Annotated in this window: 18 protein-coding genes; 4 read left to right on the forward strand and 14 right to left on the reverse strand. The window is 67.1% G+C overall.

Annotation, left to right across the window (positions count from 1 at the left end; genetic code table 11):
• Window positions 1-206 precede the first annotated feature (206 nt).
• The 14 genes from IB261_RS30035 to IB261_RS30100 form a co-directional block, all read right to left on the reverse strand.
• The gene (locus tag IB261_RS30035) at window positions 207-401 is read right to left on the reverse strand and encodes a hypothetical protein (protein WP_045213909.1); all 195 of its coding nucleotides are present in this window, start codon (window positions 399-401) and stop codon (window positions 207-209) included.
• Between the two features lie 181 nt (window positions 402-582).
• Window positions 583-1,518 carry a LysR family transcriptional regulator gene (locus IB261_RS30040; protein WP_192383530.1) on the reverse strand — a complete coding sequence of 312 codons (936 nt, stop codon included), beginning with the start codon at window positions 1,516-1,518 and terminating at the stop codon, window positions 583-585.
• 456 nt (window positions 1,519-1,974) lie between these two features.
• Window positions 1,975-2,679 carry an NAD(P)H-dependent oxidoreductase gene (locus tag IB261_RS30045; RefSeq protein WP_192383529.1) on the reverse strand — a complete coding sequence of 235 codons (705 nt, stop codon included), beginning with the start codon at window positions 2,677-2,679 and terminating at the stop codon, window positions 1,975-1,977.
• Window positions 2,680-2,751: 72 nt separating this feature from the next.
• A complete protein-coding gene (locus tag IB261_RS30050) occupies window positions 2,752-4,170 on the reverse strand; it encodes an aldehyde dehydrogenase family protein (protein WP_192383528.1) in 1,419 nt (472 codons plus the stop codon).
• Window positions 4,163-5,353: a pyridoxal phosphate-dependent aminotransferase gene (locus tag IB261_RS30055; protein WP_081519057.1), complete on the reverse strand. Its 1,191-nt coding sequence runs from the start codon at window positions 5,351-5,353 to the stop codon at window positions 4,163-4,165. The genes IB261_RS30050 and IB261_RS30055 overlap by 8 nt, the downstream gene beginning before the upstream one ends.
• Window positions 5,354-5,408: 55 nt before the next feature.
• Complete coding sequence (locus IB261_RS30060; RefSeq protein ID WP_192383527.1) at window positions 5,409-7,019, reverse strand: 5-guanidino-2-oxopentanoate decarboxylase; 1,611 nt, start codon at window positions 7,017-7,019, stop codon at window positions 5,409-5,411.
• Window positions 7,020-7,178: 159 nt separating this feature from the next.
• On the reverse strand, window positions 7,179-9,266 hold the full coding sequence (locus tag IB261_RS30065; RefSeq protein WP_192383526.1) for an acetate--CoA ligase family protein: 2,088 nt from the start codon (window positions 9,264-9,266) through the stop codon (window positions 7,179-7,181).
• Between the two features lie 10 nt (window positions 9,267-9,276).
• Entirely contained in the window at window positions 9,277-10,437 is a 1,161-nt protein-coding gene (locus IB261_RS30070; RefSeq protein ID WP_138213566.1) for an acyl-CoA dehydrogenase family protein, read from the reverse strand.
• Window positions 10,438-10,454: 17 nt separating this feature from the next.
• Entirely contained in the window at window positions 10,455-11,243 is a 789-nt protein-coding gene (locus tag IB261_RS30075) for an enoyl-CoA hydratase/isomerase family protein (RefSeq protein ID WP_192383525.1), read from the reverse strand.
• A gap of 482 nt (window positions 11,244-11,725) precedes the next feature.
• Window positions 11,726-13,153, reverse strand: a complete 1,428-nt coding sequence (locus IB261_RS30080; RefSeq protein WP_192383524.1) for an amino acid permease — start codon at window positions 13,151-13,153, stop codon at window positions 11,726-11,728.
• Between the two features lie 518 nt (window positions 13,154-13,671).
• Window positions 13,672-15,915 (reverse strand): ATP-binding protein, encoded by a 2,244-nt coding sequence (locus tag IB261_RS30085; protein ID WP_192383523.1) that lies wholly within the window; start codon window positions 15,913-15,915, stop codon window positions 13,672-13,674.
• Window positions 15,912-16,673 carry a substrate-binding periplasmic protein gene (locus IB261_RS30090; RefSeq protein ID WP_192383575.1) on the reverse strand — a complete coding sequence of 254 codons (762 nt, stop codon included), beginning with the start codon at window positions 16,671-16,673 and terminating at the stop codon, window positions 15,912-15,914. The genes IB261_RS30085 and IB261_RS30090 overlap by 4 nt, the downstream gene beginning before the upstream one ends.
• A gap of 103 nt (window positions 16,674-16,776) precedes the next feature.
• Window positions 16,777-17,523: a response regulator gene (locus tag IB261_RS30095; protein WP_192383574.1), complete on the reverse strand. Its 747-nt coding sequence runs from the start codon at window positions 17,521-17,523 to the stop codon at window positions 16,777-16,779.
• A 110-nt stretch (window positions 17,524-17,633) separates the two neighbouring features.
• Window positions 17,634-18,281: a TetR family transcriptional regulator C-terminal domain-containing protein gene (locus IB261_RS30100; RefSeq protein ID WP_081519048.1), complete on the reverse strand. Its 648-nt coding sequence runs from the start codon at window positions 18,279-18,281 to the stop codon at window positions 17,634-17,636.
• Window positions 18,282-18,652: 371 nt separating this feature from the next.
• Here IB261_RS30100 and IB261_RS30105 point away from each other — a divergent pair, with 371 nt between their 5' ends.
• The 4 genes from IB261_RS30105 to IB261_RS30120 all read left to right on the forward strand — a co-directional run bounded on the left by IB261_RS30105 (window position 18,653) and on the right by IB261_RS30120 (window position 23,335).
• On the forward strand, window positions 18,653-19,756 hold the full coding sequence (locus IB261_RS30105) for a polyamine ABC transporter substrate-binding protein (protein WP_081519047.1): 1,104 nt from the start codon (window positions 18,653-18,655) through the stop codon (window positions 19,754-19,756).
• Window positions 19,757-19,848: 92 nt separating this feature from the next.
• Entirely contained in the window at window positions 19,849-21,267 is a 1,419-nt protein-coding gene (locus IB261_RS30110; RefSeq protein ID WP_192225683.1) for an aminotransferase, read from the forward strand.
• 53 nt (window positions 21,268-21,320) lie between these two features.
• Complete coding sequence (locus tag IB261_RS30115) at window positions 21,321-22,190, forward strand: helix-turn-helix transcriptional regulator (RefSeq protein ID WP_192383522.1); 870 nt, start codon at window positions 21,321-21,323, stop codon at window positions 22,188-22,190.
• Between the two features lie 134 nt (window positions 22,191-22,324).
• Window positions 22,325-23,335, forward strand: a complete 1,011-nt coding sequence (locus IB261_RS30120; protein WP_192383521.1) for an alpha/beta fold hydrolase — start codon at window positions 22,325-22,327, stop codon at window positions 23,333-23,335.
• Window positions 23,336-23,373: the final 38 nt, after the last annotated feature.

Genomic DNA, 23,373 nt, shown 5'->3' on the forward strand with positions numbered 1-23,373 from the left:
GGGCTGGAAAGCCGCGCTGTTGGGTCAAGTATATTGACCAAATAGACAGGAATACAGGTCACTGGCCGCGAAAGACTGTTTCAGAATCTGTAACAGTCAGCTGGCCGCTGTGAAAACGCAGGCAAAAAAAACGCCGCATGTCTTATGCGGCGCAAGGTGTTGAGAAGCCCGGCTCACGCACCGAGCCTCCCGGGGGAAGCGGCCGATCAGGAATCGGCGTTGCTGCCAGCGGCGGCCTTGGCGGTCTGCTCGGCGGACTGGGCCTGCTGCTGGGCAATCACTGCTTCGTTGGCCTTGACCATCTTGTCGGTCATCAGGCGCGATTCTTCGGCGAAGCTCAGCTGAGTGAAGGACAGCGAGCAGACGGACAGCAGGGCAGCAACATAAAGCGAACGGGACATGACGGTGATCCTTTCTGAACACCCGATTGGTCGGGGTTGATGAAAGGTTACGGCGCAACAGTCCCTCGAAAAATAGCTAGCTAACCAACAAAGCATTGCCTAAAAAGCAACAATCCGCGCCGATCGTCCGAGAACACCGATATAGAGCGGCTGCGACGATCCGCCACGCTAGCGCTTTGCCTTATGCCCAGTTGACGGGATCGTTGAGCACTGCTTCGTCTTCCTCGAATACCCGTGGCAGCTCCGCCTTGAGGAATTCCACCCAGGTGCGGATCTTCGCGTCGAGGAAGCGCCGCGACGGGTACAACGCATATATCTGCCGCACGTGCAGGCTGTGCCGGGGCAGCACGCGCACCAGCGAACGGCGGCGCAGCGCGGGTGCGGCGACGTAACTGGGCAGCAGGCAGATGCCCATGCCGGCGGCGGCGGCGCCGGTCAGCGCCTCGGCGACGTTGACCATGAAGGTGTCGCGCGGGCGGATCACACTTTCCTCGTTGCCTTCCTCGAAGGCCCAGCCTTCGGGGAAGGTCGGGTCCTGCAGGCGCAGGCACTGGTGCTGGTGCAGGTCGGCGACGCTGGTCGGGGTGCCCCGCCGCTTGAGGTACTCGGGGCTGGCGCAGAGCACGCTGTAGATGGTGCCCAGGGTCTGGGCGACGAACTCGGAGTCGGGCAGCTCGCGGTCGCGGGTGATCACCACGTCCTGGCCTTCCTCGAGGATGTCCGGTTGGCGCTGGGCCAGGGTCAGCTCGATGTAGACCTCGGGGAAGGACTCGCAGTAGCGCGAGATCAGCGGGATCAGGTGCTGCTGGCCCAGCCCGGTGAGCGAGTGCACACGCAGGCGACCGCGCGGGTTCAGATGCGCGCCACTGGCTTCGGCCTGGGCTTCATCGACATCGGCGAGGATTTCCCGGCAGCGCAGCAGGTAGCGCTCACCGGTTTCGGTCAGCGCCAGGCGTCTTGTCGTGCGGTGCAGCAGGCGCGCTTCCAGCTGGGCTTCGAGGTCGGAGACCACGCGCGAGACCTGGGCTGTGGATAACCCCAGGGCGTTGGCGGCGGCGGTGAAACTGCCGGCATCCACCACCCGGACGAATGCCCGCATCGCGTGAAGTACGTCCATGCTTCCCCCTGCCTGTTGATCTTGTCGTAGGCGCCTGTAGGAGACGACAACCATTGTTGTCCGCGACGCAAAACTGAATCGCAGTATAGGGTCGTTTTTTGCCGATTGTTACCACGTATAGTGCCGGACAAGTCGCTGCAGCAACGTTGGGCACACCAGGCTCATCGTACGGCCGCCGATACACCAATCGACGGCCCTCTCCCCCGCGCATACCTGGCTGCAGCGACTGACTCTTTCTCCAGGGGCGGTCATCTTCGGATGACCGCCCTTTTTCGTTTCTGCCGGGTGACATTCGGCGCGAGGGCTGTCCCCTCACCCCAGCCCTCTCCCCTAGGAGAGGGGGCAGTTCGTGCCGGCTGACACCACTGCATCATCCTTCGCCTATCAGTCCCCTCTCCCCCTGGGAGAGGGTTAGGGTGAGGGCTAGGCGCCCCCTCGCTTCTACAGAAGAGCCGATCAGCGCGGCAGCGGGTACAGGCGCTCGTCGAACTGCTCCAGGCGCACGAACTCCAGCGGCTGGTCGCTCTCCAGGTTCTGCAGGCGATCCTGGTACTGGCGCAGGAACTCCTGGCGCGCCTCGTTGCTGATGTAGGGCACATGCCAGGCCACGAAGGGTGGCAGCACGCTCATGCCGGTGTAGGCCAAGGTGCCACGCAGGATCGGCCGCAGCATGTCTTCCAGCGGGCCGTGGATGGCGCCGTCGCCGAACATATGGTCGCGCCCGCCGAGGGTCACGCTCACCAGCGCCTTCTTGCCGGCCAGGCCGCCCTGGTCGTAGAAGCGCTTGCCGCCGTAGCAGATACCCGAGACCAGCACGCGGTCGAACCAGCCCTTGAGGATGGCCGGCGCGGAGAACCAGTAGATCGGGAAGTTGAAGATCACCAGATCGGCCCAGAGCAGCTTGTCCAGCTCGGCCTGGATGTCAGCGGCGATGGTCCTGGCCTTGGCGCCTTCACGCTGCTCCAGCGCATAGACCAGATATTCGGGGTTGGCGCGGGCGCCGAAGTCGGCGGCGCTGGCCACCGGGTTCCAGTTCATCGCGTACAGGTCGGAGACCTGCACCTCGTGGCCCTGGCCGCGCAGGGTTTCCTCGGCGAGCTGGTACAGCGCGGTGCTGAAGGATTGCGGTTCGTTGTGGGCGTGGACGATCAGTACGTTCATGTGGATTCCTGACAAGTCGGTGAGCGGCACAGCCCTCACCCCAGCCCTCTTCCGGAGGGAGAGGGGGTCTGTTTAAAGCTGGATGGCCTTGAGCTCGACGAACTCGTGCAGGCCCTGTTCACCCCATTCGCGGCCGTTGCCGGACTGCTTGTAGCCACCGAACGGCGCCCGGTAGTTGAAGGCACCGCCGTTGACGAAGCATTGGCCGGCGCGCATCTGCCGGGCGAGTCGCAGGCCATCTTCGCGGTCGCCCGCCCACACGGCGCTGGACAGGCCGAACGGCGAATCGTTGGCGATGGCGATCGCCTCGGCCTCGTCGGCGTAGGGAATCAGGCACAGCACCGGGCCGAAGATTTCTTCGCGGGCGATGCGCATCTGGTTGTTCACCCCAGCGAAGATCGTCGGCTGCACATAGTGCCCGCGCTCCAGATGAGCCGGACGCTCGGCGCCGCCACAGACCAGCTGCGCGCCCTCTTCCTGGCCGACGCGGATGTAATCGAGCACGGTGCGACGCTGGCCGCCCGAGCACATCGGGCCGAGGAAGCTGTCGGCATCCAGCGGATCGCCCATCTTCAGCGCGAGGGTTTCGGCGCGGGCGATTTCCACAGCTTCGGCATAGCGATGGGCCGGCAGCAGCATGCGCGTCAGCGCGGTGCAGGTCTGCCCGGAGTTGATCATCACGTCCTGCACGCCGTGGCGCACGGCAGTGGCCAGGTCAGCATCGGCGGTGATCAGGAAGGGCGACTTGCCGCCCAGCTCCAGGCACACGCGCTTGACCGTCGGCGCCGCGGCTTCGGAGACCTTGACGCCCGCACCTGTGGAGCCGGTGAAGGACACCATGTCCACGTCCGGGTGCCGCGCCAGGGCTTCGCCGACCTTGGAGCCGGGGCCGCTGACCAGGTTGAACACGCCGGCCGGCAGGCCGATGGCGTGGATCATGTCGGCCAGCAGGAAGGCGTGCAGCGGAGTGTCCTGACTCGGCTTGACCACCACGGTGCAGCCGGCGGCGAGCGCCGGGGCGAGCTTGCCGATCAGCTGGTGCAGCGGGTAGTTCCAGGGGTTGATGAAGGCGCAGACGCCCACCGCTTCCTTCACCACCAGCGAGTTGCCGACCTCGCGCACTTCGTCCATGTGCGCGGCCATCGCGGCGTAGCTTTCCAGACCCTCGATGGGCCCGTCGACCTGCACCATTCGGCACCACTGGATGGGCATGCCCAGCTCGGCGGTGATCAGCGCGGCCATTTCGTCGGCGCGGTTCTTCAGTTGCTCGGCGAGCGCGCGGATATAGCCGGCGCGCACCAGGGACGGGGTCTGCGACCAAGCCGGGAAGGCCCGGCGCGCGGCGTCCACCGCGCGGTTCACGTCGCCTTCGCCACCCAGCGGCACGCGGCCGACGGATTCCTCGGTGGCCGGGTTCTGCACCTCGGCCAAGCCCTGCCCCTGCGGTGCCACCCAGGCGCCGTCGATGTAGAGCTGTGTACGCTCACGCATAGCGTTTTTCCTTCAGCAGTTCGGCGGCGCACAGGGCAATGCGGCGGCAGGCTTCGCGCAGCGGTTCGGCGCCGAGCACCAGGCCGAGGCGGATGTGCCCGGCGGCACTGGGGCCGAAGGCTTCGCCGGCCAGCACGGAGACGCCGTGGCGGTCCAGCAGCAGGTCGGAGAAGTCCTGGGCGGAGAGCCCGGTGGCGCGAATATCCACCATCACGAACATGCCGCCGTCCGGGCGCAGGGCGCGCACGCCGACGCAGTCGGCGAGGCAGTCGAGCACCAGGTCGCGGCGCTGGCGGTAGGCCTCGCGCATGGCTTCCAGTTCCGGCAGTTTGGCTTCCAGCGCAGTGCAGGCGGCGTCCTGGATGAAGTCCGGCGAGCCATAGAGCATGCACAGGGCGAGGTTTTCCAGGTGCGCGCAGAGCTCCTGCGGGCCGACCACCCAGCCCACGCGCCAGCCGGTCATGGCGTGGGATTTCGACAGGCTGTTGAGGGTCGCGGTGCGCCCGGCCATGCCCGGCAGGCTGGCGGGGCTGATGTGCTCGCCGTCGAACAGCAGCTCGCTGTAGACCTCGTCGGAAATCATCCACAGGTCGTTGCTGATGCACAGCTCGGCCAGCGCTTCCCAGGTGGCGCGCGGCAGGCTGGCACCGGACGGGTTGTGCGGGCTGTTGATCGCCAGCGCGCGGGTGCGCGGGGTGACCAGTGCGGCGACGTCCTCGGCCTGCACGCGGAAGCCGTGCTCGGAGCGCACCGACACCGGGATGACCTTGGCGCCGCAGGCACCGAACACCGCTTCGTAGGTGACGTACATCGGCTCGGCGACGATCACCTCGTCGCCCGGATTGAGCACGCACTGCGCCACGGCATACAGCGCGCACTGGGCGCCGGCCAGCACGACCACGTCATCACTGGTGACGGCCTGGCCGCTGCGCTGGCTGTGGCGGCGGGCGATGGCTTCGCGCAGCGAGCGCTTGCCGCGCACGTCGGCGTAGTGGGTGTTGCCGGCCAGCAGGCTGTCGATGGCCGACTGCACGATGGGCACCGGGGTGTCGAAGTCCGGGTCGCCCACCGACAGCAGCAGGATGTCGTCGCCCTGCTCCATGCGCGCCAGGGCGCGGTAGTGGATGTCCCAGGCAGCGGCGCCGTCGCCGGCGATGCGTTGGGTGAAGTTCGAGTAGCGCATGCTGTGCTTCCTTCAAGGTACCGGAGCCCGTGGGCTCCGGCGGGTGCAACGGGTCCTACTGGGCGCAGGCGTGTTTCAGCTCGATCAGGGTGACGCCCGGATGGGCGAAGCCGGTGCGCAGGTCGTGCTCCAGTTCGTCCAGGCTCTGCGGCTGGCGCATCTCGCAACCGTAGGCGCGGCCGAGCAGGGCGAAGTCCGGGTTGCGTGGCAGGACGCCGATGGGCTCGATGTCCAGGCCGATCATGTCGTCGCGGATCTGCCCCAGCGCATCGTTGTTCCACAGCAGCACCACCAGCGGGCTGTCCAGCTCCTCGGTGGCGGTGGCCAGTTCCTGCGCGGTGTAGAGGAAGCCGCCGTCGCCGACCAGCACCAGGCCGGGACGCTCCGGCGCGCCGAACTTGGCGCCGATACCGGCAGGCACGCCGTAGCCGAGGGTGCCGTAGCCGGTGGGGTGCAGCCAGCCGCGCGGTGCCTTGCTCGGGTAGAGGTAGTTGGCGGTGTAGGCCAGCTGGGTCATGTCGCTGGCGATGAAGGCGTTGTCCGGCAGGACCTTGGCGATGCGTTCCAGGATCGACTTGTGGATAAGTTGCAGCGGCGCGTGGCCGCCGTCGATCTGCGCACGCAGTTCGGCAATGCGCGACTGCGCTTTCGCCGCATCCCGACTCGCGCTCGGCAGCGCGGCGAGCAGCGCCTCGGCGGTGGCCTTCGAATCGCCCAGCAGCGCCACGGCGCTCGGGTAGAAGTCGTTGAACTTGCGCGAGTCGACGTCGACGCGGATCACCTCGCCGGTGACCGGCAGGCGGTCGCGCCAGAAGTCGGTGTCGGCCATTTCGGTGCCGATGGCCAGGACCACGTCGGCCTCGGCGATCATGTCCCAACCGGCCTGGGTGCACAGGGTCGCACCCGCGGCGAGCGGCGCTTCCGGCGCCAGCAGGCCCTTGCCGGCGACGCTGGTGAACAGCGGCGCGGCCAGGCGCTCGCTGAGCGCGGCCAGGCAATCGGCGGCATGCAGCGCGCCGCCGCCGGCGATGATCATCGGGCGCTTTGCAGCCTGGAGCTTATCCACAGCCTGCTTGAGCGCTTCGCTGCTGGGCTGGCCACGGCCGGCGCGGCGCACCACTTCGTGGGTCCAGTCGCGGGCGACCGGGTTGGCCAGCACATCCAGCGGCACGGAGATGTGCACCGGGCGCGGGCGCTCGCTGTCGAACACGGCGTAGGCGCGGGCGATCAGCTCGGGCAGGTCTTCGGCGCTCAGGGCGACGGCGGAAAAAGCGGTGATCGGCGCGGTCATGGCGCGCTGGTCCTGGGTCTCGTGCAGGCAGCCCCAGCCCTTGCCCAGGCTGGCGGTGTGGTTGACGCTGGAAATCACCAGCATCGGGATCGAGTCGGCGTAGGCCTGGCCGATGGCGGTGGCGGCGTTGGTCACCCCCGGCCCGGTGATGATGAAGGCCACACCCGGCTTGCCGCTGACGCGCGCATAGCCGTCGGCCATGAAGCCGGCGCCCTGTTCATGGCGGGTCAGCACATGGCGGATGCCGCTGCCGGGCAGGCCACGGTAGAGCTCCAGGGTGTGCACACCGGGAATGCCGAACACGGTATCGACGCCGTAGTTGGCCAGCAGGCGTACCAGGGCCTGGCCGCCGGTGAGGGTCTTGTCGTTTTGCATGAACGATCTCCCGAACTGTTCTTCGGCGGATAACCGCAAGCGGTTACTCGCCCTACTCGTTGGGGCCAACGCCGAGTGTCCGGCGTGCGCCGCTTTTGCTCCCTCTCCCGCAAGCGGGAGAGGGAGCGTTCGTGTTCTTCCTTCAGGTCCTGCTGCCGATCACTCGGCGATGCGGATCAGCGCATCCACCGCCACGGCGCCATCGGCGTCCGCCAGCAGCGGGTTCACGTCCAGTTCCAGCAGGTTGTCCACGTGCTCGCAGGCGTAGTCGGCAACGGCGCGTATGGCCTCCACCAGCGCCTCCAGGTTCACCGCCGGGCGACCGCGGAAGCCGGTGAGCAGCGGCGCGCTGCGCAGGCCCAGCAGGGCGTCGCGGATCGCCGCGTCGGTGGTCGGCAGCAGCAGGCTGCGGCTGTCCTTGAGCAGCTCGACGAGGATGCCGCCGGCACCCAGCACCAGCGCCAGGCCGAAGCCGTTCTCGCGCTTGATGCCGACGATCAGCTCGGCCAGTGGCGGATTGGCCATGCGCTCCAGCAGCACCTGGTCGAAGGGCACGCCGGGGGCGTGGCGGGCGATGTTCTCGCGCATGTCGAACAGCGCGGCTTCCAGCGCCGCCTCGTTGCGCAGGTTGAGCGCCACGCCGCCGGCCTCGGTCTTGTGCGGCAGTTGCGCGCTGACCACTTTCAAGGCCAGCGGGAAGCCGACATCGGCGGCCGCTTCGCGGGCCTGGGTCGGCGTGCTCAGGGCGGCGCGCGGCAGCGGCAGGCCGAAGGGTTTCAGCGCCTGCTTGGATTGCCACTCGTCCAGCAACCGGCCTTCGCTGTCCAGCGCCTGCGGGCAGAGCGGTACCAGCGCGGCTTCGCCACGGGCCAGCAGCGCTTCGCGGCGCTGCCGGTAGTGAGCGATGCGACCCCAGGCGGCGAGGCCGTCTTCCACGCCTTGCAGCGCGGCGACGCCGTGGGAATGCAGCAGTTCGCGGGAATGTCTGGGCAGCAGCTCGGGCAGCGCGGAGGCGATGAAGCCGACCTTGTCGTGGCGCTTCAATGCCGCGCAGTACAGCTCCAGCAGCAGGTCGCACTGCGGGCGCTCGCCGGTATCCTCGCCGGGGTAGTCCAGCACCAGCAGGGCGGCATCGGCCGGGGTCTGCAGGGCGCTGTCGAGCATACGGTCGAGCGCCGGGCCATCGCCCCAGATAGCGGTGGTGAAGTCCAGCGGGTTGGCGATGTTGGCGTAGTCAGGCAGTACCTGGGCCAGTTCGGCGCGCTGCGCGTCAACCAGCTTGGGCAGGCTCAGGCCGTTGCGCTCGGCGTAGTCGGCAATCAGCCCGGCATCACCACCGGAGCAGGCCAGCGCGGCGAGGCTGGGGCCGGCCGGCAGGTTGCCGCAAGCGGCCGCCTTGAGGGTTTCGATGAAGCTCACCGGGCCGCTGACGCGGATCACCCCGAGACGGTCGAACAGTGCGTCGTACAGCGCGTCGGAGCCGGCCAGGGAGCTGGTGTGGCTGAGCGCGAGTTCGGCGCCGATCTCGGAAACGCCGGTCTTCAGGGCGATCACCGGGATGCCTTTCTGCAGCGCCTTGAAGGCCGCGCGGGCAAAGCCGGGGACGTTCTTCAAGCCTTCCAGGTGCAGGCCGATGGCGGTGACGCGCGGCTCGTCGAGCAGCACGTCCATCAGTTCGGCCACTCCCAGTTGCGCCTGGTTGCCCACCGAGGCCATGTAGGCGATGGGCAGCGAGCGGTCGCTCATGGACAGGTTGTAGGCGAAGTTGCCGCTCTGGGTCAGCACCGCAACGCCCTTCTCCACCAAGTGCCCGCCGTGGGCCACCGGCCACAGCGCGGAGCCGTGCAGGTAGTCGAGCAGGCCGTAGCAGTTGGGGCCGAGCAGGGCCATGTCGCCGGCGCTGGCGAGCAGGCGGCGCTGCAGGGCTTCGCCCTCGGCGCCGGTCTCGGCGAAGCCGGAGGCGTAGCAGATGGCGCCGCCGGCGTCCCTGGCGGCCAGTTCGGCGACGGCCTGCAGGGTCAGGTCACGGTTGGTGGCGACGAACACCGCATCCGGCCCTTCGGGCAGCTCGGCAATTCTGCGTACACAGGGCACGCCTTCGAGTTCGTCGTATTGCGGGTTGACCAGCCACATTGGGCCGGCGAAGCCGCCTTCGGCGCAGCGCTTGAGCGCGCGCGCCATGCTGCGACCGCCAATGAAGGCCAGGTGCCGGGGCGCCAGCAGGCGCTGGAGGTTTTCGCGTTTCATCGCACGGGCCTCAACGCAGCAGCGGACGCAGCAGTTCGCGGGAAATGATGTGGCGCTGGATTTCCGAGGTGCCTTCCCAGATGCGCTCGATGCGCGCGTTGCGCCAGATGCGCTCCACCGGACCTTCGTCCATCAGGCCCATGCCGCCGAAGATCTGCACGGTCTCGTCGGCGACCTTGCCCAGCACCTCGCTGGCGAACAGCTTGGCCATGCCGGCTTCGCCGTCGGTCATGCTGCCGCGGTCCATCTTCCAGGCGGTGTGCAGGGTCATCAGCTCGGCGGCGCGAATCTGCGTGGCCATGTCGGCGAGCTTGAAGGAGATGCCCTGGTAGCTGCCGATGGCCGCGCCGAACTGCTTGCGGTCGGCCGACCACTGCAGCGCCAGGTCCAGCGCGCGCTGGGCCTGGCCGACGCAGTTGGCGGCGACCATCACGCGGCCGGCGGTGAGCCAGGCGTTGGCCACTTCCCAGCCCTTGTCGACTTCGCCGAGGACCTTGGAAGCCGGCACGCGGCAGTCGTCGAAGAAAATCTCGTAGGTGTGGTAACCCTTGTTGCTCACGCATTTCGGGCCACGGCGCACGGTCATGCCGGCGGTGCCCTTGTCCACCAGGAAGGCGGTCACGGCGTTGCGCTTCTTGCCGTTGCGCTCGAAGGTGTCGGTGACCGCGAAGACGATGGCGAAGTCGGCGTGGCCGGCATGGCTGATGAAGTGCTTGGAGCCGTTGATCACGAAGTCCTCGCCATCACGCACGGCGCGGGTCTTGATCGAGTTGGCGTCGGAGCCGGCGCCCGGTTCAGTGAGGGCGAAGCAGTCGATCTTCTCGCCCTGTACCACCGGCAGCAGGTAGTCCTGGATCTGCTCGCCCTTGCACGCCATGAGGATCTTCGAGGGCCGCGCGACGAACACGTGCAGCGCCCAGGACACCTTGGACAGCTCGCGCTCGACCAGCGCCTGGGACAGGTAATCCAGGCCGCCACCGCCGACTTCCTCGGGCATGTTGAAGGCGTAGAAGCCGGCAGCCAGGGCCTTGCCGCGAATCTTCGCGGCCAGTTCCGGGGACACCGCGTCGGCGCGGTCCACTTCTTCCTCGTAGGGCAGCAGCTCTTTCTCGACGAAAGCCTTGACCGCCTCGACGAGCATTTCCTGTTCCTGGGTCAGTTGGAAGTCCATCACATCACCTGCAGCCGTCAGCGGCCTTTGAATTGGGGGGAGCGTTTCTCGGCCACGGCGCGCAGCGCCTCGGCGGCATCTTCACTGCGGCCGCAGAGCAACCCGGCGGCCTGTTCGGCCTCCAGTTGCTGGGCCAGGGTGCGGGCGGCACCGTCGCGCATCAGGCGCTTGGTCTGGGCGAAGGCGAAGGTCGGGCCGGCAGCCAGGCGCGCGGCGAAGTCGCCGACCTGGGCCTGCAGCTGATCGTCGGCGACCACTTCGCCGACCAGGCCGGCCTGCAACGCGCGCTCGGCGTTCCACAGTTCGTCGAGGAACAGCAGGCACTTGGCCGCTTCGCTGCCGATCAGGCGCGGCAGGTGCCAGCTGGCGCCGGCGTCCGGGCAGTAGGCCATGCCGGTGTAGCCGGCCTTGAAGCGCGCGGAGGCGCCGGCGATGCGGAAGTCGCAGCACAGGGTCAGGTCCATCCCGGCGCCGACGGCGGTGCCGTTGACGGCGGCGATGGTCGGCTTGTCCAGGCCGTGCAGGCGGCGCATCAGGGCGTGCGCGGTTTCGGTCCAGCCGTAGGTTTCCAGTTCGCCACGGGCTTCGGCCTCGGCCCATTCGGCGAGGTCGGCGCCGGCGCAGAAGCTGCGGCCTTCGCCACTGAGCACGATGACGCGCACGGCCTCGTCGACTTCATAGGCGTCGAGCAGGGCCAGCAGGTTCTTGAGCGTGGGGACGTCGAGCGCGTTGCGCTGCTCGGGGCGGTTCAGGGTGATCCAGGCGATACCGTCCTGGACCCGGCTGAGCGGGGATGGCTGAGTCATGCTGCCCTCGTTCTTGTAGTCGTTTGCTGAGGCGGATGAAGCGTTGGAGCCAATACTAAACAAGTGTTCAGTAAGACGGCAATCCACCCGAATGGGTGGCTTGTAACGCTCCGCCAATCGACGGGAAGGCCGCGCGGCGCGGGGGCTGAGGGGTTTTGCAGGGAAGTCGCGGCGGGTTTGTTACAACTTCGAACAATCGTTCAGCAAGAGATGGGGCTGGTGGAGTACCTGTAGGACCGAGGGGGGCGCCTAGCCCTTGCTCGCGAAACGATCAGACGGCGGCTCTGGAGCTGGACGGGTTCGCGAGCAAGCTCGCTCCTGCGATGAACCGCAAAGCCAAAGCAAAAGCCCCGCAGCTCGTAGGGCGCATAACCTGGGACAGGTTATCCGCCGGCCCTGCGGCGGATAACGCTGGCGCGTTATCCGCCCTACGAAAAGCCAAAAGCCCCGCGCCGCGGGGCTTCAGCCGAACGGGCGAAGCCTCAGCCGAGGCTTGGTACCACCTCGTCGCTCAGCACCTGCCCGCGCTTGCGCTTGAGCAGGAAGTAAGCGAGGTAGCAGGCCGCCATGAAGCCGAAGCCCCAGTACAGCGACGGACGCTGGGTCGGGTCCATGGCGAGGAACACGAACAGCGAGCAGCAGATCGCGATGCACGCCAGCGGGATCAGCGGGAACAGCGGAGCGGCGTACTTCAGGTCGGCCACGGTGCCGCCCTTGGCCATGTGCTCGCGGCGGAAGCGGTACTGGGCGTAGGCGATGACGATCCAGGTGACGGTGCCGGCCATGCCGCTCACCGCCATCAGCACCATGAACAGGGTATCGGCGGCGACCACGCTGGTGAGCAGCGAGAGCAGCGCAAACGCCAGGCTGATCAGCAGCGCATAGAGCGGCACGCCACGGGCACTGAGCCTGGACAGCTTGCGCGGCGCCATGCCGGTCTTCGACATGGCCCAGAGGATGCGCGTGGAGGCGTACAGGCCGGAGTTACCCACCGACAGGATCGCGGTGAGGATCACGAAGTTCATGATGTCGGCGGCGTAGGGGATGCCGACCATGTCGAACACCTGCACGAAGGGGCTTTCCATCAGCCCGGCCTGCTTCCAGGGGACGATGCAGGAGAGCACGGCAATCGCCAGCACATAGAAGATCAGCACGCGGAACACCACGTTGCGCACGGCGCGCGGGATGCTCTTCTCCGGCTGGTCGGTCTCGCCAGCGGCGACGCCCATGATCTCGCAGCCCTGGAAGGCGTAGACCACCGTCATCATCACCGCGAACACGGCGGACAGGCCGTTGGGGAACAGGCCATCGCTGACCAGGTTGGACAGCCCCGGCGCGGCCGCGCCATCGTTCAGCGGGATGGCGCCGAAGATCACCAGCAGGCCGACCACGATGAAGCCGAGGATGGCTGCGACCTTGATCCCGGAGAACCAGTATTCGGCCTCGCCGAAGGCGCGGGTGGCCAGGGCGTTGAGGGAGAACAGCACGACCACGAAGAAGCCCGACCAGAGCCAGATCGGCACCTCGGGGAACCAGCGGGTCATCAGCATGCCGGCGGCGGTGAATTCCAGGCCGACGGTGGAGGCCCAGCTCATCCAGTAGACCCAGCCGATCATGAACCCGGTGGCCGGGCCGATGAAGCGTGTGGCGTGGGCCTGGAAGGAGCCGGAGACGGGCATCTGCACCGACAGCTCGCCCAGGCAGACCATCACCAGGTACATCAGCAGGCCCGCGACCAGGTAGGCGAGGATGGCGCCCATCGGGCCGCCGGAACTGATGGTGACGCCCGAGCCCATGAACAGGCCGGTGCCGATGACGCCGCCCAGGGACAGCATGAAGATATGGCGGCTCTTCAGCGCGCGGGTGAGCTGGATCTTCTCGCCGCTACCGGCGTGATGGGTCTCAGACATGGCGCACCTCCAGGGAACGGCGGGCGCGGCTGAGCGGAACTCTACGTTGGATCATTATTGTTATCTCCAATCAATCAGAGGCCGTGGCTCGGGCACGGATGCCACCGGATTATTGGAAGGCGATGTAAGACGGGGTTGTTCGCCTGGATCGAAGTTGTAGAAAGATGTAAGGATTTTGTGCAGGGCGCGTGGGCGGGGCCTCATGAGCGTTCCTACAGGGTTGGCACTCCCGGCGACTTCGGTGCCCAGGATCTCCCTCACCCTAACCCTGGCTGCGCGCCCCGCTCCGAAGGGAGAGGGGACTGTCCGAGCGAGCTTAAATAACGGCGCTCGCCGGCAGAATTCGTGACATCCCCCTACACCGAACGGCCCCCTCTCCTCCTGGGAGAGGGTTGGGGTGAGGGCCGGCCTGCCACGCCAGAGCTGAACCTGAACGCTCTTGAGTTCCGCAGGGCGCATAACGCGCCAGCGTTATCCGCCGCAGCCAACGGCGGATAACCTGTACCAGGTTATGCGCCCTACGTCGGCCAGCTCTTCAGGAGTTCAGCGGCAACCGCCCTCTCCTGCTCCAAGCGCACCACCCAATCGCCAGAAAGCGACCCCGCCAGCGCCGCGCCTTCCAGCTCGCCCAGACAATCCCCCAAGCCACGCAACCCCATGGACCGGCAACTCCCCGCCAACCGGTGCGCGAGGCTGGCAGCCTCCACCGCATCGTCCTGGCGCAAGGCATCCAGCAGCAGCGGCCATTGCTCATCGAGCAGCTTCCACAGGCTGGCGAGCAGTTCGTTCAGCTTGTGCTCGCCCAGCAGGCGCCGGTGGGTATCCAGAACCTGGCGGTCCAGCGGGCCGTTATCCTCAGCCGCGGGCAGCAGCTCCCAGGCTACCCCGGACAACGCGCGGCGCAGGTCTTCCAGGCGCAGCGGCTTGCCCAGCACACCCTGCATGCCGGCTTCGAAATAGCGGCGGACCATGCCCGGCTGCACGCTGGCGGTGAAAGCATGGATCGGCGTGGTCGCGTTGAGCCCACCGGACTGCGCGCGGATCGCCCGGCACAGGTCGAGGCCGGTCATCCCCGGCAGGTGCATGTCCAGCAGGATCAGGTCGAAGCGCCGCGCGGCGGTGAGCGCCAGCGCGGGCTCGGCGTCATCGGCGAGCAGCACGCGGTGGCCATCACGCTCCAGCAAAGCCTGGGCGACTTCGCGGTTGAGAGCGACGTCTTCCACCACCAGCACGTCCAGGACCGGCGCCTGCTCGATGGTCACGTCGGAGCGCGGCACCACGCCCGGCGCCAGCATGATCTCGAACCAGAAGGTGCTGCCCTCGCCTTCCAGGCTCTCCACGCCGATCTCGCCGCCCATGGCTTCCACCAGCCGCTTGCTGATCGCCAACCCCAGCCCGGTGCCGCCGTAGCGCCGCGCCACCTCGTCGCTGGCCTGGGTGAAACGCTGGAAGATTTTCTCCTGCTGCTCGGCGGAGATGCCGATGCCGTCGTCGGTCACGCTGAAGCGCAGGCGCTGCCCGGCGTCTCCGCCTTCGAGCACGGCCACCTCCAGCAGCACCTCGCCCTCTTCGGTGAACTTCACCGCGTTGGCCAGCAGGTTGCTCAGCACCTGACGCAGGAACTGCTCGGCGCCGCGACAACCGTCCTGCACCTGGGGTTCGATGCGCAGGCGCAGGCAGCTGCCGTTGTCCTCTGCGCGCGGCTCCAGCAGCGTCACCACGTCATCGAGCAGGCGGCGCAGGGAGAAGTCCACCGGCTCGGGCTGGCTGGCGCCGTCCTCCAGCTTGGCGAAGTGCAGCACCTCGTTGAGGATCGCCAGCAGCCCTTCGCCAGCGGTGGACAGCGCCTGCAGGCGGCGCCGGTCCTGCTCGCCCAAAGGCGCGGCGCGCAGCAGCTCGGCCATGCCGAGGATGCCGTTGAGCGGCGTGCGGATCTCGTGGCTCATGGTGGCGAGGAAGCGACTCTTGGCGCGGTTGGCGGCCTCGGCCTCCTCCTTGGCGCGACGCAGGCTGGCGGTGCGCCGCTCGACCCGGCGCTGCAGCTCGTCGCGCTTGCTCTGCAGCGCCTCGCGGTCGGCCTCGCGCCGGCGCAGTTCGGCACGCAGGGCACGACGCAAACCATCGAGGGCATCGGCGACGGTGTCGATCTCGTCCTCTTCACCTGAGCGTTTCTTGGCCAGCGCAAGCTCGGTGCCCAGGTCGCCGCCGGTGAGCCCACGGACGAAGTCGGCCATGGCGCGCAGGTGGCGGGTGACCAGGCTGTGGAACAGCCAGCTCAGCGCCACCGCCAGGCCGCAGAGGAACACGCCCATCCACAGCAGGCTGGTCAGCCCGCCGTGGAGCAGGCGCAGGTAGACGGCGCCGAGGTCGATGCTGATTTCCAGCTCGCCCAGGGCGCGGCGCTCGCCATCCGGCGGCTGGAAGGCCAGCGCGTAGTGCTCGATGCGGAACGGCCCGCGCTGGTCGTCGGCGTCCTGCACCAGGTTGAAGTCGGCGCTGCGCAGGCGCACCTGGGCGATGTCCGGGAAGTCCGCCAGGCCGTGCAGCTGCACGTTGAGCTGCTCCTGGTTGAGGTCCCAAAGGCTGCGCTCGAAGCTGGCCAGATAGCCGACGCGGATCAGCTCCAGCCGGGTGTCGATGTCGCGCATCTCGCGGCGGTATTCGAAGTACAGCTGCACCGCGCTGGCCAGTACGGTGAAGCACAGGCTGAACAGCAGCACCCGCAGCAGCAGGCGCCGGGCCAGGCCGCCGGGCAGCTTCATCGCGGCACCCCGTCGCCGGCGAGCATGGCGCGGTAGTCGTGCTCGCTCTGCTGCAGCCAGCGGGCGACGCTGCCGTCGTCCACGCGCTGCTTCAGCAGCGCGTCGATCTCGTCCATCCGCGCCGCCAGCGGCGAATGGCGGGAGACGGCGATGCGCAGGTAATCCACGGTCAGCGGCCGGGGCAGCGCGGCAATGTCCTGGCCGCCGGCCAACTGCTCGACGAACAGCGTGCCGGTGCGCCGCTCGTGGGCGATGAAGTCGATGCGCTGGCGGATCAGCTTGCCGAAGTTCTGCCGGCTGTCGGAGACCCATTCGACATTGCCGTGCTCGGCGACGAAACGGTCGAACTCCGGCCCGTAGCTTTCGCCGAACAGCAGCCCGCCACGGTAACTGGCGAGGTCGCCGAGCTGGTCGAATCGTACCGGTTTGCGGCGGTTGTAGAAGATCGCCACCTCCTCGCGCAGCACCGGCACGCGGGAGAACAGCAGGCCGTCGTCGCGTTGCGGCGTCTGGTAGGCGAGCACCACGTCGACGCGGCCTTCGGCGGCGTCCAGCAGGCAGCGTTTCCAGTTGCCCAGCACCACGGTCTTCACCTCGTAGCCCAACTCGCCAAGCACACTGCGCACGGTCTGCGGCGCCAGCCCGCGAACTTCATGGCCATCAGTCCAGGAAATGGGTGGGTAGACGGGGTAGTCGCAGTAGCGGAGGGGTTGGGCGGCGTGAGCGGGGGTGCAGAAGAGCAAAGCCAGGAAATACAGGAGGAATTGGAGCGGGGATTGCCCTCTCCCCAGCCCTGGCTGCGCGCCCCGCTCCGAAGGGAGAGGGAGCCGTACGGTGCGCGCTCGAAACACGGAGTAAGGCTCAGGCGTCGGCAGGCGTGGCAGTGAACAGGTAGCCGGCGCCGTGGATGGTGATGATCAGTTCGGGCTCGGCCGGGTCGTCGCGCAGCTTGCGGCGCAGGCGACCTACCAGCACGTCGATGGAGCGGTCGTTGGGCAGCCATTCGCGGTTGCGGATCTGGTCCATCAGCTGGTCGCGGCTCAGGGTGTGACCGGTGTTGCGCAGGAACACGCAGAGCAGCTGGAACTCGCCGTGGGTCAGCGGGGTTTCGCTGCCGTCGCGGTCCATCAGGCGGCGGCGGTCCGGGTCCAGTGTCCAGTGGGCGAAGCGCTTGTGGTTCTGCCGGCTGGCGGACACCGAAATGGCGGCGGGCTGGCGGGTGTGGCGCACGCGGCGGATCAGGTTCTTTGCGCGGGACACCAGCTCGCGGGGGTTCAGCGGCTTGATCACGTAGTCATCGGCGCCGCATTCCAGGCCAACGATGCGGTCGATGTCATCGTTGCGCCCGGTGATCAGGATGATGCCGACCTCCGAACGCACGCGCAGCTCGCGGGTCAGGGTCAGGCCGTCCTTGCCCGGCAGGCGGATGTCGAGCATCACCAGGTCGATGGGCTGGCCGGCCTGCTCGGCTTCGGCCAGGTACGCCTCAGCCTGTTCGGCGGCGCCGGCGCAAAGCACGTCATAGCCTTCCTCGCCGAGGTAGGCCTGGAGGAGCTCGCGAATCACCGGATCGTCGTCGACGATCAGTACACGGGAAGTCATCGCAATACCCTGCTGAGGCCGCCGCTCGTGACGGGGCCGTTCTTGTTATGCGTGGAGGTAGAGCTGTAGGAACTGTCCTGCAGATGGCGGCAGGTTACCGCCCGCTGAACAATCGATCAACAGACTCCCGACGCCCGACAGAAGCGCTGCCGGCCACCGTACTGGAGGCCATCCACCCAGGCTTCGCAGATCTGCACGCCCTGTTCCGGGGTGAAGGTATTGGGGTTCAGACCGGACTCCAGCCACAACCCGTCGAGCAAGGCGCTGAGGGCAATCGCGGCCAGTTCCGCGTCGAAATCAGCCCACTCCTGCTCCTTTGCCAGTTCGTTCAGCGCCTGCGTCAGCAGCGCGCGGTACTCGCCGTAGGAATGATCGTGCGCCTTGTTGATTTCCTCGGCCGTCTTCACCGCGCCCCAGAACGCCAGCCAGGCATCCAGCAGTTGCGGGTCGAGCAGCTCGGCGGAAAACGACGCGCGAAAGAACGCCGACAGCCGTGCGCGGGCATCCGGCGCCGCCTCGGCAATGGCCTCGCGCAGCAGCTGCATGACCCGCCCGGTAACGGTCAGGTAGGCCTCGGCCACCAACTCGTCCTTGCCCGAATAGTGGTGGTTGATCAGCCCCACCGAGACCCCGGCCTCGGCGCAGATCTTGCGTATGGATGCTCCCTGGAAGCCATGGCGTTTCAGGCACGCGAGGGTGGCCTCGATCAGCAGCGCCTTGCGCTGCTCCGGCTCCAGTCGGGTAAAGCGGACTTCCTCGTTCATGCCTGGCTCCTAAGGTTTCAGGTGGCCAATCTGAACGATTGTTCGATTGGACGCCAGCGCCAGGGCGCTGTTGACGTTTTGCCACGGCCGCGACGATGCGCGCTCACAAAGGTCGATGCGAGCCGTTAGTCGTCCCTTCGGGTTGCGCGAAAAATCACGCCATGCGTCGTTGCGGGACTAGGCAAGGGAATGACCATTGCCGGCGTCCCGCGTCTAGCCTGGCGTGATTTTTCGCGGCAACGCGGCTCGCGTCGAAACGCCAACAGACCCTTACCTACCCGTTCGGGGAATGGCCGGGGAACCGGCCCTGGTCGAGAGTGGCTTCATCCGCGATATCTCCAATCCATAACAAAATCAAAGGTGGGACTGACATGCAGAAAACGCTCGCAGCAGTACTCAGCGCGGCGCTGGCGACCTTGCCGGCACTGGGTCACGGGGAGGATGCCGAAGGCGCGAAGACGCTGCGGCTGTATAACTGGACCGACTACATCGGCGAACACACCATCGCCGATTTCGAGAAGGAAACCGGGATCAAGGTGGTCTACGACACCTTCGATTCCTACGAGACCGTGCAGGGCAAACTGCTGCCCGGCCGCTCGGGCTACGACCTGGTGGTGCTCAACGCCGCCCTGGTGCCGCCGCTGCTCAAGGCGGGCGTCTTCCAGCCGCTGGACAAGTCCAAGCTGCCCAGCTGGAACAACCTCGACGCGGACGTGCTCAAGCACCTGGACCACTACGATCCGGGCGTGCAGTACTCGGCGCCCTACACCTGGGGCAGCAACGGCATCACCTACAACATCGACAAGATCAAGCAGCGCATGCCCGACGCCCCCATCGGCTCGCTGGCGATGCTGTTCGATCCGAAGATCGTGTCGAAATTCGCCGATTGCGGGGTGACCATCATCGACTCCCCCACCGACGTGATCCCGCTGGCCCTGGCCTACCTCAAGCGTGACCCCAACAGCGCGCTGCCCGAGGACCTCAAGGCCGCCCAGGACCTGCTGCAATCGATCCGCCCGTACATCCGCAAGTTCGACTCCACCAGCTACCTGAACGGCCTGGCCAACGGCGACCAGTGCATGGCGATGACCTGGTCCGGCGACTACGCCACCGCCCAGGCCCGCGCCGACGAAGCCGGCGCCAAGGTCAAGCTGGGCTACTTCGTGCCCAAGGAAGGCTCGCTGATCTGGTTCGACGACTTCTACATCCCGGCCGACGCGCCACACGTGGCAAACGCCCACAAGTTCATCGAATACATGCTGCAGCCCAAGGTGGCCGCCGGTGTCGCCGACTACATCCGCTACGCCTCCAGCAACGCCGCCGCCACCCCGCTGCTGGCCGCCGAAGTGCGCAACGACCCGGCGATCTACCCCGACGCCGAGACCCGCGCCCGCCTGTTCACCCAGAAAGTGCAGACCCCCAAGGCGACCCGCCTGATCACCCGTACCTGGAACGCGGTGAAGACCGGGACCTGATGGATCGCCAACCACACGCCCCGGCCTGAGCGCCGGGGCACGGGGAGAAGGCTCTCCCCAGGACGAATAACCGGAATACCGAGGTAAAGCAGATGACCACCCCAACCCCAGCCTTCTTCGCCCAGTTCAACGACGAGCAGCTGGTCGCCGCCGACAAAGCCCACTACATGCACGGCTACCACGTGTTCGACGATCACCGGGTCAACGGTGCGCTGAACATCGCCGCCGGCGAGGGCGCCTACATCTACGACACCAAGGGCAATCGCTACCTGGACGCCGTGGGCGGCATGTGGTGCACGAATATTGGCCTGGGCCGCGCGGAAATGGCCGATGCCATCGCCGAGCAGGTACGCAAGCTGGCCTACTCCAACCCCTTCTGCGACATGGCCAACGTCACCGCCATCCAGCTCTGCGAGAAACTCGCCGAACTGGCGCCGGGCGACCTCGACCACGTGTTCCTCACCACTGGCGGCTCCACCGCCGTGGACACCGCCTACCGCCTGATCCAGTACTACCAGAACTGCCGCGGCAAGCATGAGAAGAAGCACATCATCAGCCGCGTCAACGCCTACCACGGCTCGACCTTCCTCACCATGTCGCTGGGCGGCAAGGTCGCCGACCACCCGGCCGAATTCGACTTCCTCAAGGACGTCATCCACCACATCTCCTGCCCCAACCCCTACCGCGCGCCGGAAGGGATGACCGAGGGCGACTTCCTCGAATTCCTGGTGAAGGAATTCGAAGACAAGATCCTCGAGCTGGGCCAGGACAAGGTCGCCGCCTTCTTCGCCGAGCCGATCATGGGCTCGGGCGGCGTGATCATCCCGCCCAAGGGCTACCACCAGCGCATGTGGCAGGTCTGCCAGAAGTACGATGTGCTCTACGTCGCCGACGAGGTGGTGACTTCCTTCGGCCGCCTCGGCGCCTTCTTCGCCTCCGAGGACGTGTTCGGCATGCAGCCGGACATCATCACCACCGCCAAGGGCCTGACCTCCGGCTACCTGCCGCTGGGCGCGTGCATCTTCTCCGACCGCATCTGGAAGGTGATCGGCGAGGCCGACAAGGGCCGCTGCTTCGCCCACGGCTTCACCTACAGCGGACACCCGGTGAGCTGCGTCTCGGCACTGAAGAACATCGAGATCATCGAGCGCGAGAATCTGCTGGAGCATGTGAAGGACGTCGGCGGCTACCTGGAGCAGCGTCTGCAGGAACTGGCCGAGCTGCCGCTGGTGGGCAGCGTGCGTTGCCAGAAGCTGATGGCCTGCGTCGAGTTCGTCGCCGACAAGCGCAGCAAGGTGCTCTTCCCCGAGGAGCTGAACATCGGCGAGAAGATCCACCTGCGCGCCCAGGCCAAGGGCCTGCTGGTGCGGCCGATCGTGCACCTGAACGTGATGTCGCCGCCGCTGACCATCACCCGCGAGCAGGTCGACGAGATCGTCGACATCCTGCGCGAGTCGATCCTCGAAGCCGCCGAAGACCTCAAGCGCAGCGGTGATTACGCGGGGCACTGATGATCGATCCGAGGATTTTGCCTACACCCCGGCAGCCCTTTAGACTGCCGGACATGAGCGAATCCCAGGCGCTGAGCGAAACCTCCGACGCACCGGCCCTGCATGCCTGGCATGCGGGGCTGGCGCGCGCCCTGGCCAGCGTCGGCGAAGTCGTCTTCGTCGAACGCCTGGCCGACGCCCTGGGCTGCCTGGTGCCGGTGGAGTCGGTGATGCTCGGCCTGGAACAGCGCGGCCAGCCGCCGCAACCGCTGTACCAGCGCGGCGTCCACCCGGACCACCACGAGGCCCTGGTCGACCGCTACTACGCCCGCGGCTACCTGCTCGACCCCTTCTGCCTGGCCATGGAAGACGGCCTCACCGAAGGCTTCTACCCGCTGGCCGACATCGCCCCGGACGACTTCTTCGCCAGCGAGTACTACAAGACCTACTACCTCAAGTTCGGCTGCACCGAGGACTGTCACTTCATCATCGACCTGGGCGAGACGCGCAAGGTTTCGCTGTGCCTGTACCAGGGCGAGAGCGGCGCACGCTTCAGCGAAACCCAGCTGGACCTGCTGGCCACCGCCCTGCCGCTGGTGCGCGAGCTGTTCCGCCAGTTCGAGCGCAATGGCGGGCTGGACCTGCTGCTGGCCGGGCGCGGCGTGAAAGTCAGTGCGCCGGACGACCAGGCGCCGCTGAACCGGCACATCCGCACGGCCTTCATGAACTTCGGCGCCGACCTGCTCACCGAGCGCGAACGGGAAATCGCCCACCTGCTGCTGCGCGGCCACTCGGTGAAATCCAGCGCGCGGGTGCTGGATATCTCGCCGGAAACCGTGCGCATGCACCGCAAGCACCTCTACACCAAGCTGGCGATCAACTCCCAGGCCGAGCTGTTCTCGCTGTTCATCGACTGGCTCACCGGCGGCGTGAGCGCGGCCTGACACCCACTGCTACCGCCAAGCTCACGACCGTACGGATTTCGATACCAACCGATGCGGCGGCGCGCCCGGAAATCTGCCAACCTATGGCCTTTCCCGCTGTCTGACCCGTGCCCCACCACCAGGAGAGCTTCCCGATGCCCCGCCGCTGGCTACCCGCCTTGCTGTTGGCCGCCGCCCTGCCGCTGCACGCCGCCGAATCCAAACCCACCTACGGCCCGGAACTGGAGCGCTTCAACTACTCCTACCCGGTCGGTCACTACAGCTTCGCGTCCCAGGGCCACCACATGCACATGGCCTACATCGACGTGAAGCCCAAGAAGCAGCCCAACGGCCGCACCGTGGTGCTGCTGCACGGCAAGAACTTCTGCGCCGGAACCTGGGAAACCACCATCGCCGCCTTGAGCGACGCCGGCTACCGCGTGGTGGCACCGGACCAGATCGGCTTCTGCAAGTCCACCAAGCCCGAGCGCTACCAGTACAGCTTCCAGCAACTGGCGACCAACACCCACGCCCTGCTCGAGCACCTGAAGGTCGGCAAGATCACCCTGCTCGGCCACTCCACCGGCGGCATGCTCGCCACCCGCTACGCGCTGATGTATCCGCAGCAGGTCGAGCAGCTGGCCATGGTCAACCCCATCGGCCTGGAAGACTGGAAAGCCCTGGGCGTGCCCTACCGCACCCCGGACCAGTGGTACGAGCGCGAGCTGAAGACCAGCGCCGAAGGCATCCGCCAGTACGAGCAGGCAACCTACTACGCCGGCCAGTGGAAACCCGAGTACGACAAGTGGGTGAACATGCTCGCCGGCCTGTTCAACGGCGCCGGCCACGAGCGCGTGGCGTGGAACTCGGCGCTGCTCTACGACATGATCTTCACCCAGCCGGTGGTCTACGAGTTCGGCCAGCTGAAGATGCCGACCCTGCTGCTGATCGGCACCAGGGACAACACCGCCATCGGCAAGGACCTCGCCCCCGCCGAGCTGAAAGCCAAGCTGGGCAACTACGCCGAACTGGGCAAGGCCACCGCCAAGGCCATCCCCAACGCCACCCTGGTGGAATTCGACGACATGGGCCACGCCCCGCAGATCCAGGACCCGAAGCGCTTCCACGAGGCGCTGCTCAAGGGTTTGGCGGAGCTCAAGCGCTGATCTGTGCCCAGGGTTGAGCGATCGCGGACGGAGTCCGC

Origin of the sequence: Pseudomonas sp. PDM20 (assembly GCF_014852575.3) — a bacterium.
Lineage (GTDB): Bacteria > Pseudomonadota > Gammaproteobacteria > Pseudomonadales > Pseudomonadaceae > Pseudomonas.

Excerpts from the sequence above, each read along its gene's own strand:
- IB261_RS30115 (WP_192383522.1), top strand. The coding sequence starts at position 21,321 with ATGAGCGAATCCCAGGCGCTGAGCGAAACCTCCGACGCACCGGCCCTG.
- IB261_RS30080 (WP_192383524.1), bottom strand. The coding sequence starts at position 13,153 with ATGTCTGAGACCCATCACGCCGGTAGCGGCGAGAAGATCCAGCTCACC.
- IB261_RS30035 (WP_045213909.1), bottom strand. The coding sequence starts at position 401 with ATGTCCCGTTCGCTTTATGTTGCTGCCCTGCTGTCCGTCTGCTCGCTG.
- IB261_RS30045 (WP_192383529.1), bottom strand. The coding sequence starts at position 2,679 with ATGAACGTACTGATCGTCCACGCCCACAACGAACCGCAATCCTTCAGC.
- IB261_RS30105 (WP_081519047.1), top strand. The coding sequence starts at position 18,653 with ATGCAGAAAACGCTCGCAGCAGTACTCAGCGCGGCGCTGGCGACCTTG.
- IB261_RS30100 (WP_081519048.1), bottom strand. The coding sequence starts at position 18,281 with ATGAACGAGGAAGTCCGCTTTACCCGACTGGAGCCGGAGCAGCGCAAG.
- IB261_RS30085 (WP_192383523.1), bottom strand. The coding sequence starts at position 15,915 with ATGAAGCTGCCCGGCGGCCTGGCCCGGCGCCTGCTGCTGCGGGTGCTG.
- IB261_RS30055 (WP_081519057.1), bottom strand. The coding sequence starts at position 5,353 with ATGCGCTACTCGAACTTCACCCAACGCATCGCCGGCGACGGCGCCGCT.
- IB261_RS30110 (WP_192225683.1), top strand. The coding sequence starts at position 19,849 with ATGACCACCCCAACCCCAGCCTTCTTCGCCCAGTTCAACGACGAGCAG.
- IB261_RS30120 (WP_192383521.1), top strand. The coding sequence starts at position 22,325 with ATGCCCCGCCGCTGGCTACCCGCCTTGCTGTTGGCCGCCGCCCTGCCG.
- IB261_RS30065 (WP_192383526.1), bottom strand. The coding sequence starts at position 9,266 with ATGAAACGCGAAAACCTCCAGCGCCTGCTGGCGCCCCGGCACCTGGCC.
- IB261_RS30070 (WP_138213566.1), bottom strand. The coding sequence starts at position 10,437 with ATGGACTTCCAACTGACCCAGGAACAGGAAATGCTCGTCGAGGCGGTC.
- IB261_RS30075 (WP_192383525.1), bottom strand. The coding sequence starts at position 11,243 with ATGACTCAGCCATCCCCGCTCAGCCGGGTCCAGGACGGTATCGCCTGG.
- IB261_RS30050 (WP_192383528.1), bottom strand. The coding sequence starts at position 4,170 with ATGCGTGAGCGTACACAGCTCTACATCGACGGCGCCTGGGTGGCACCG.
- IB261_RS30060 (WP_192383527.1), bottom strand. The coding sequence starts at position 7,019 with ATGCAAAACGACAAGACCCTCACCGGCGGCCAGGCCCTGGTACGCCTG.
- IB261_RS30040 (WP_192383530.1), bottom strand. The coding sequence starts at position 1,518 with ATGGACGTACTTCACGCGATGCGGGCATTCGTCCGGGTGGTGGATGCC.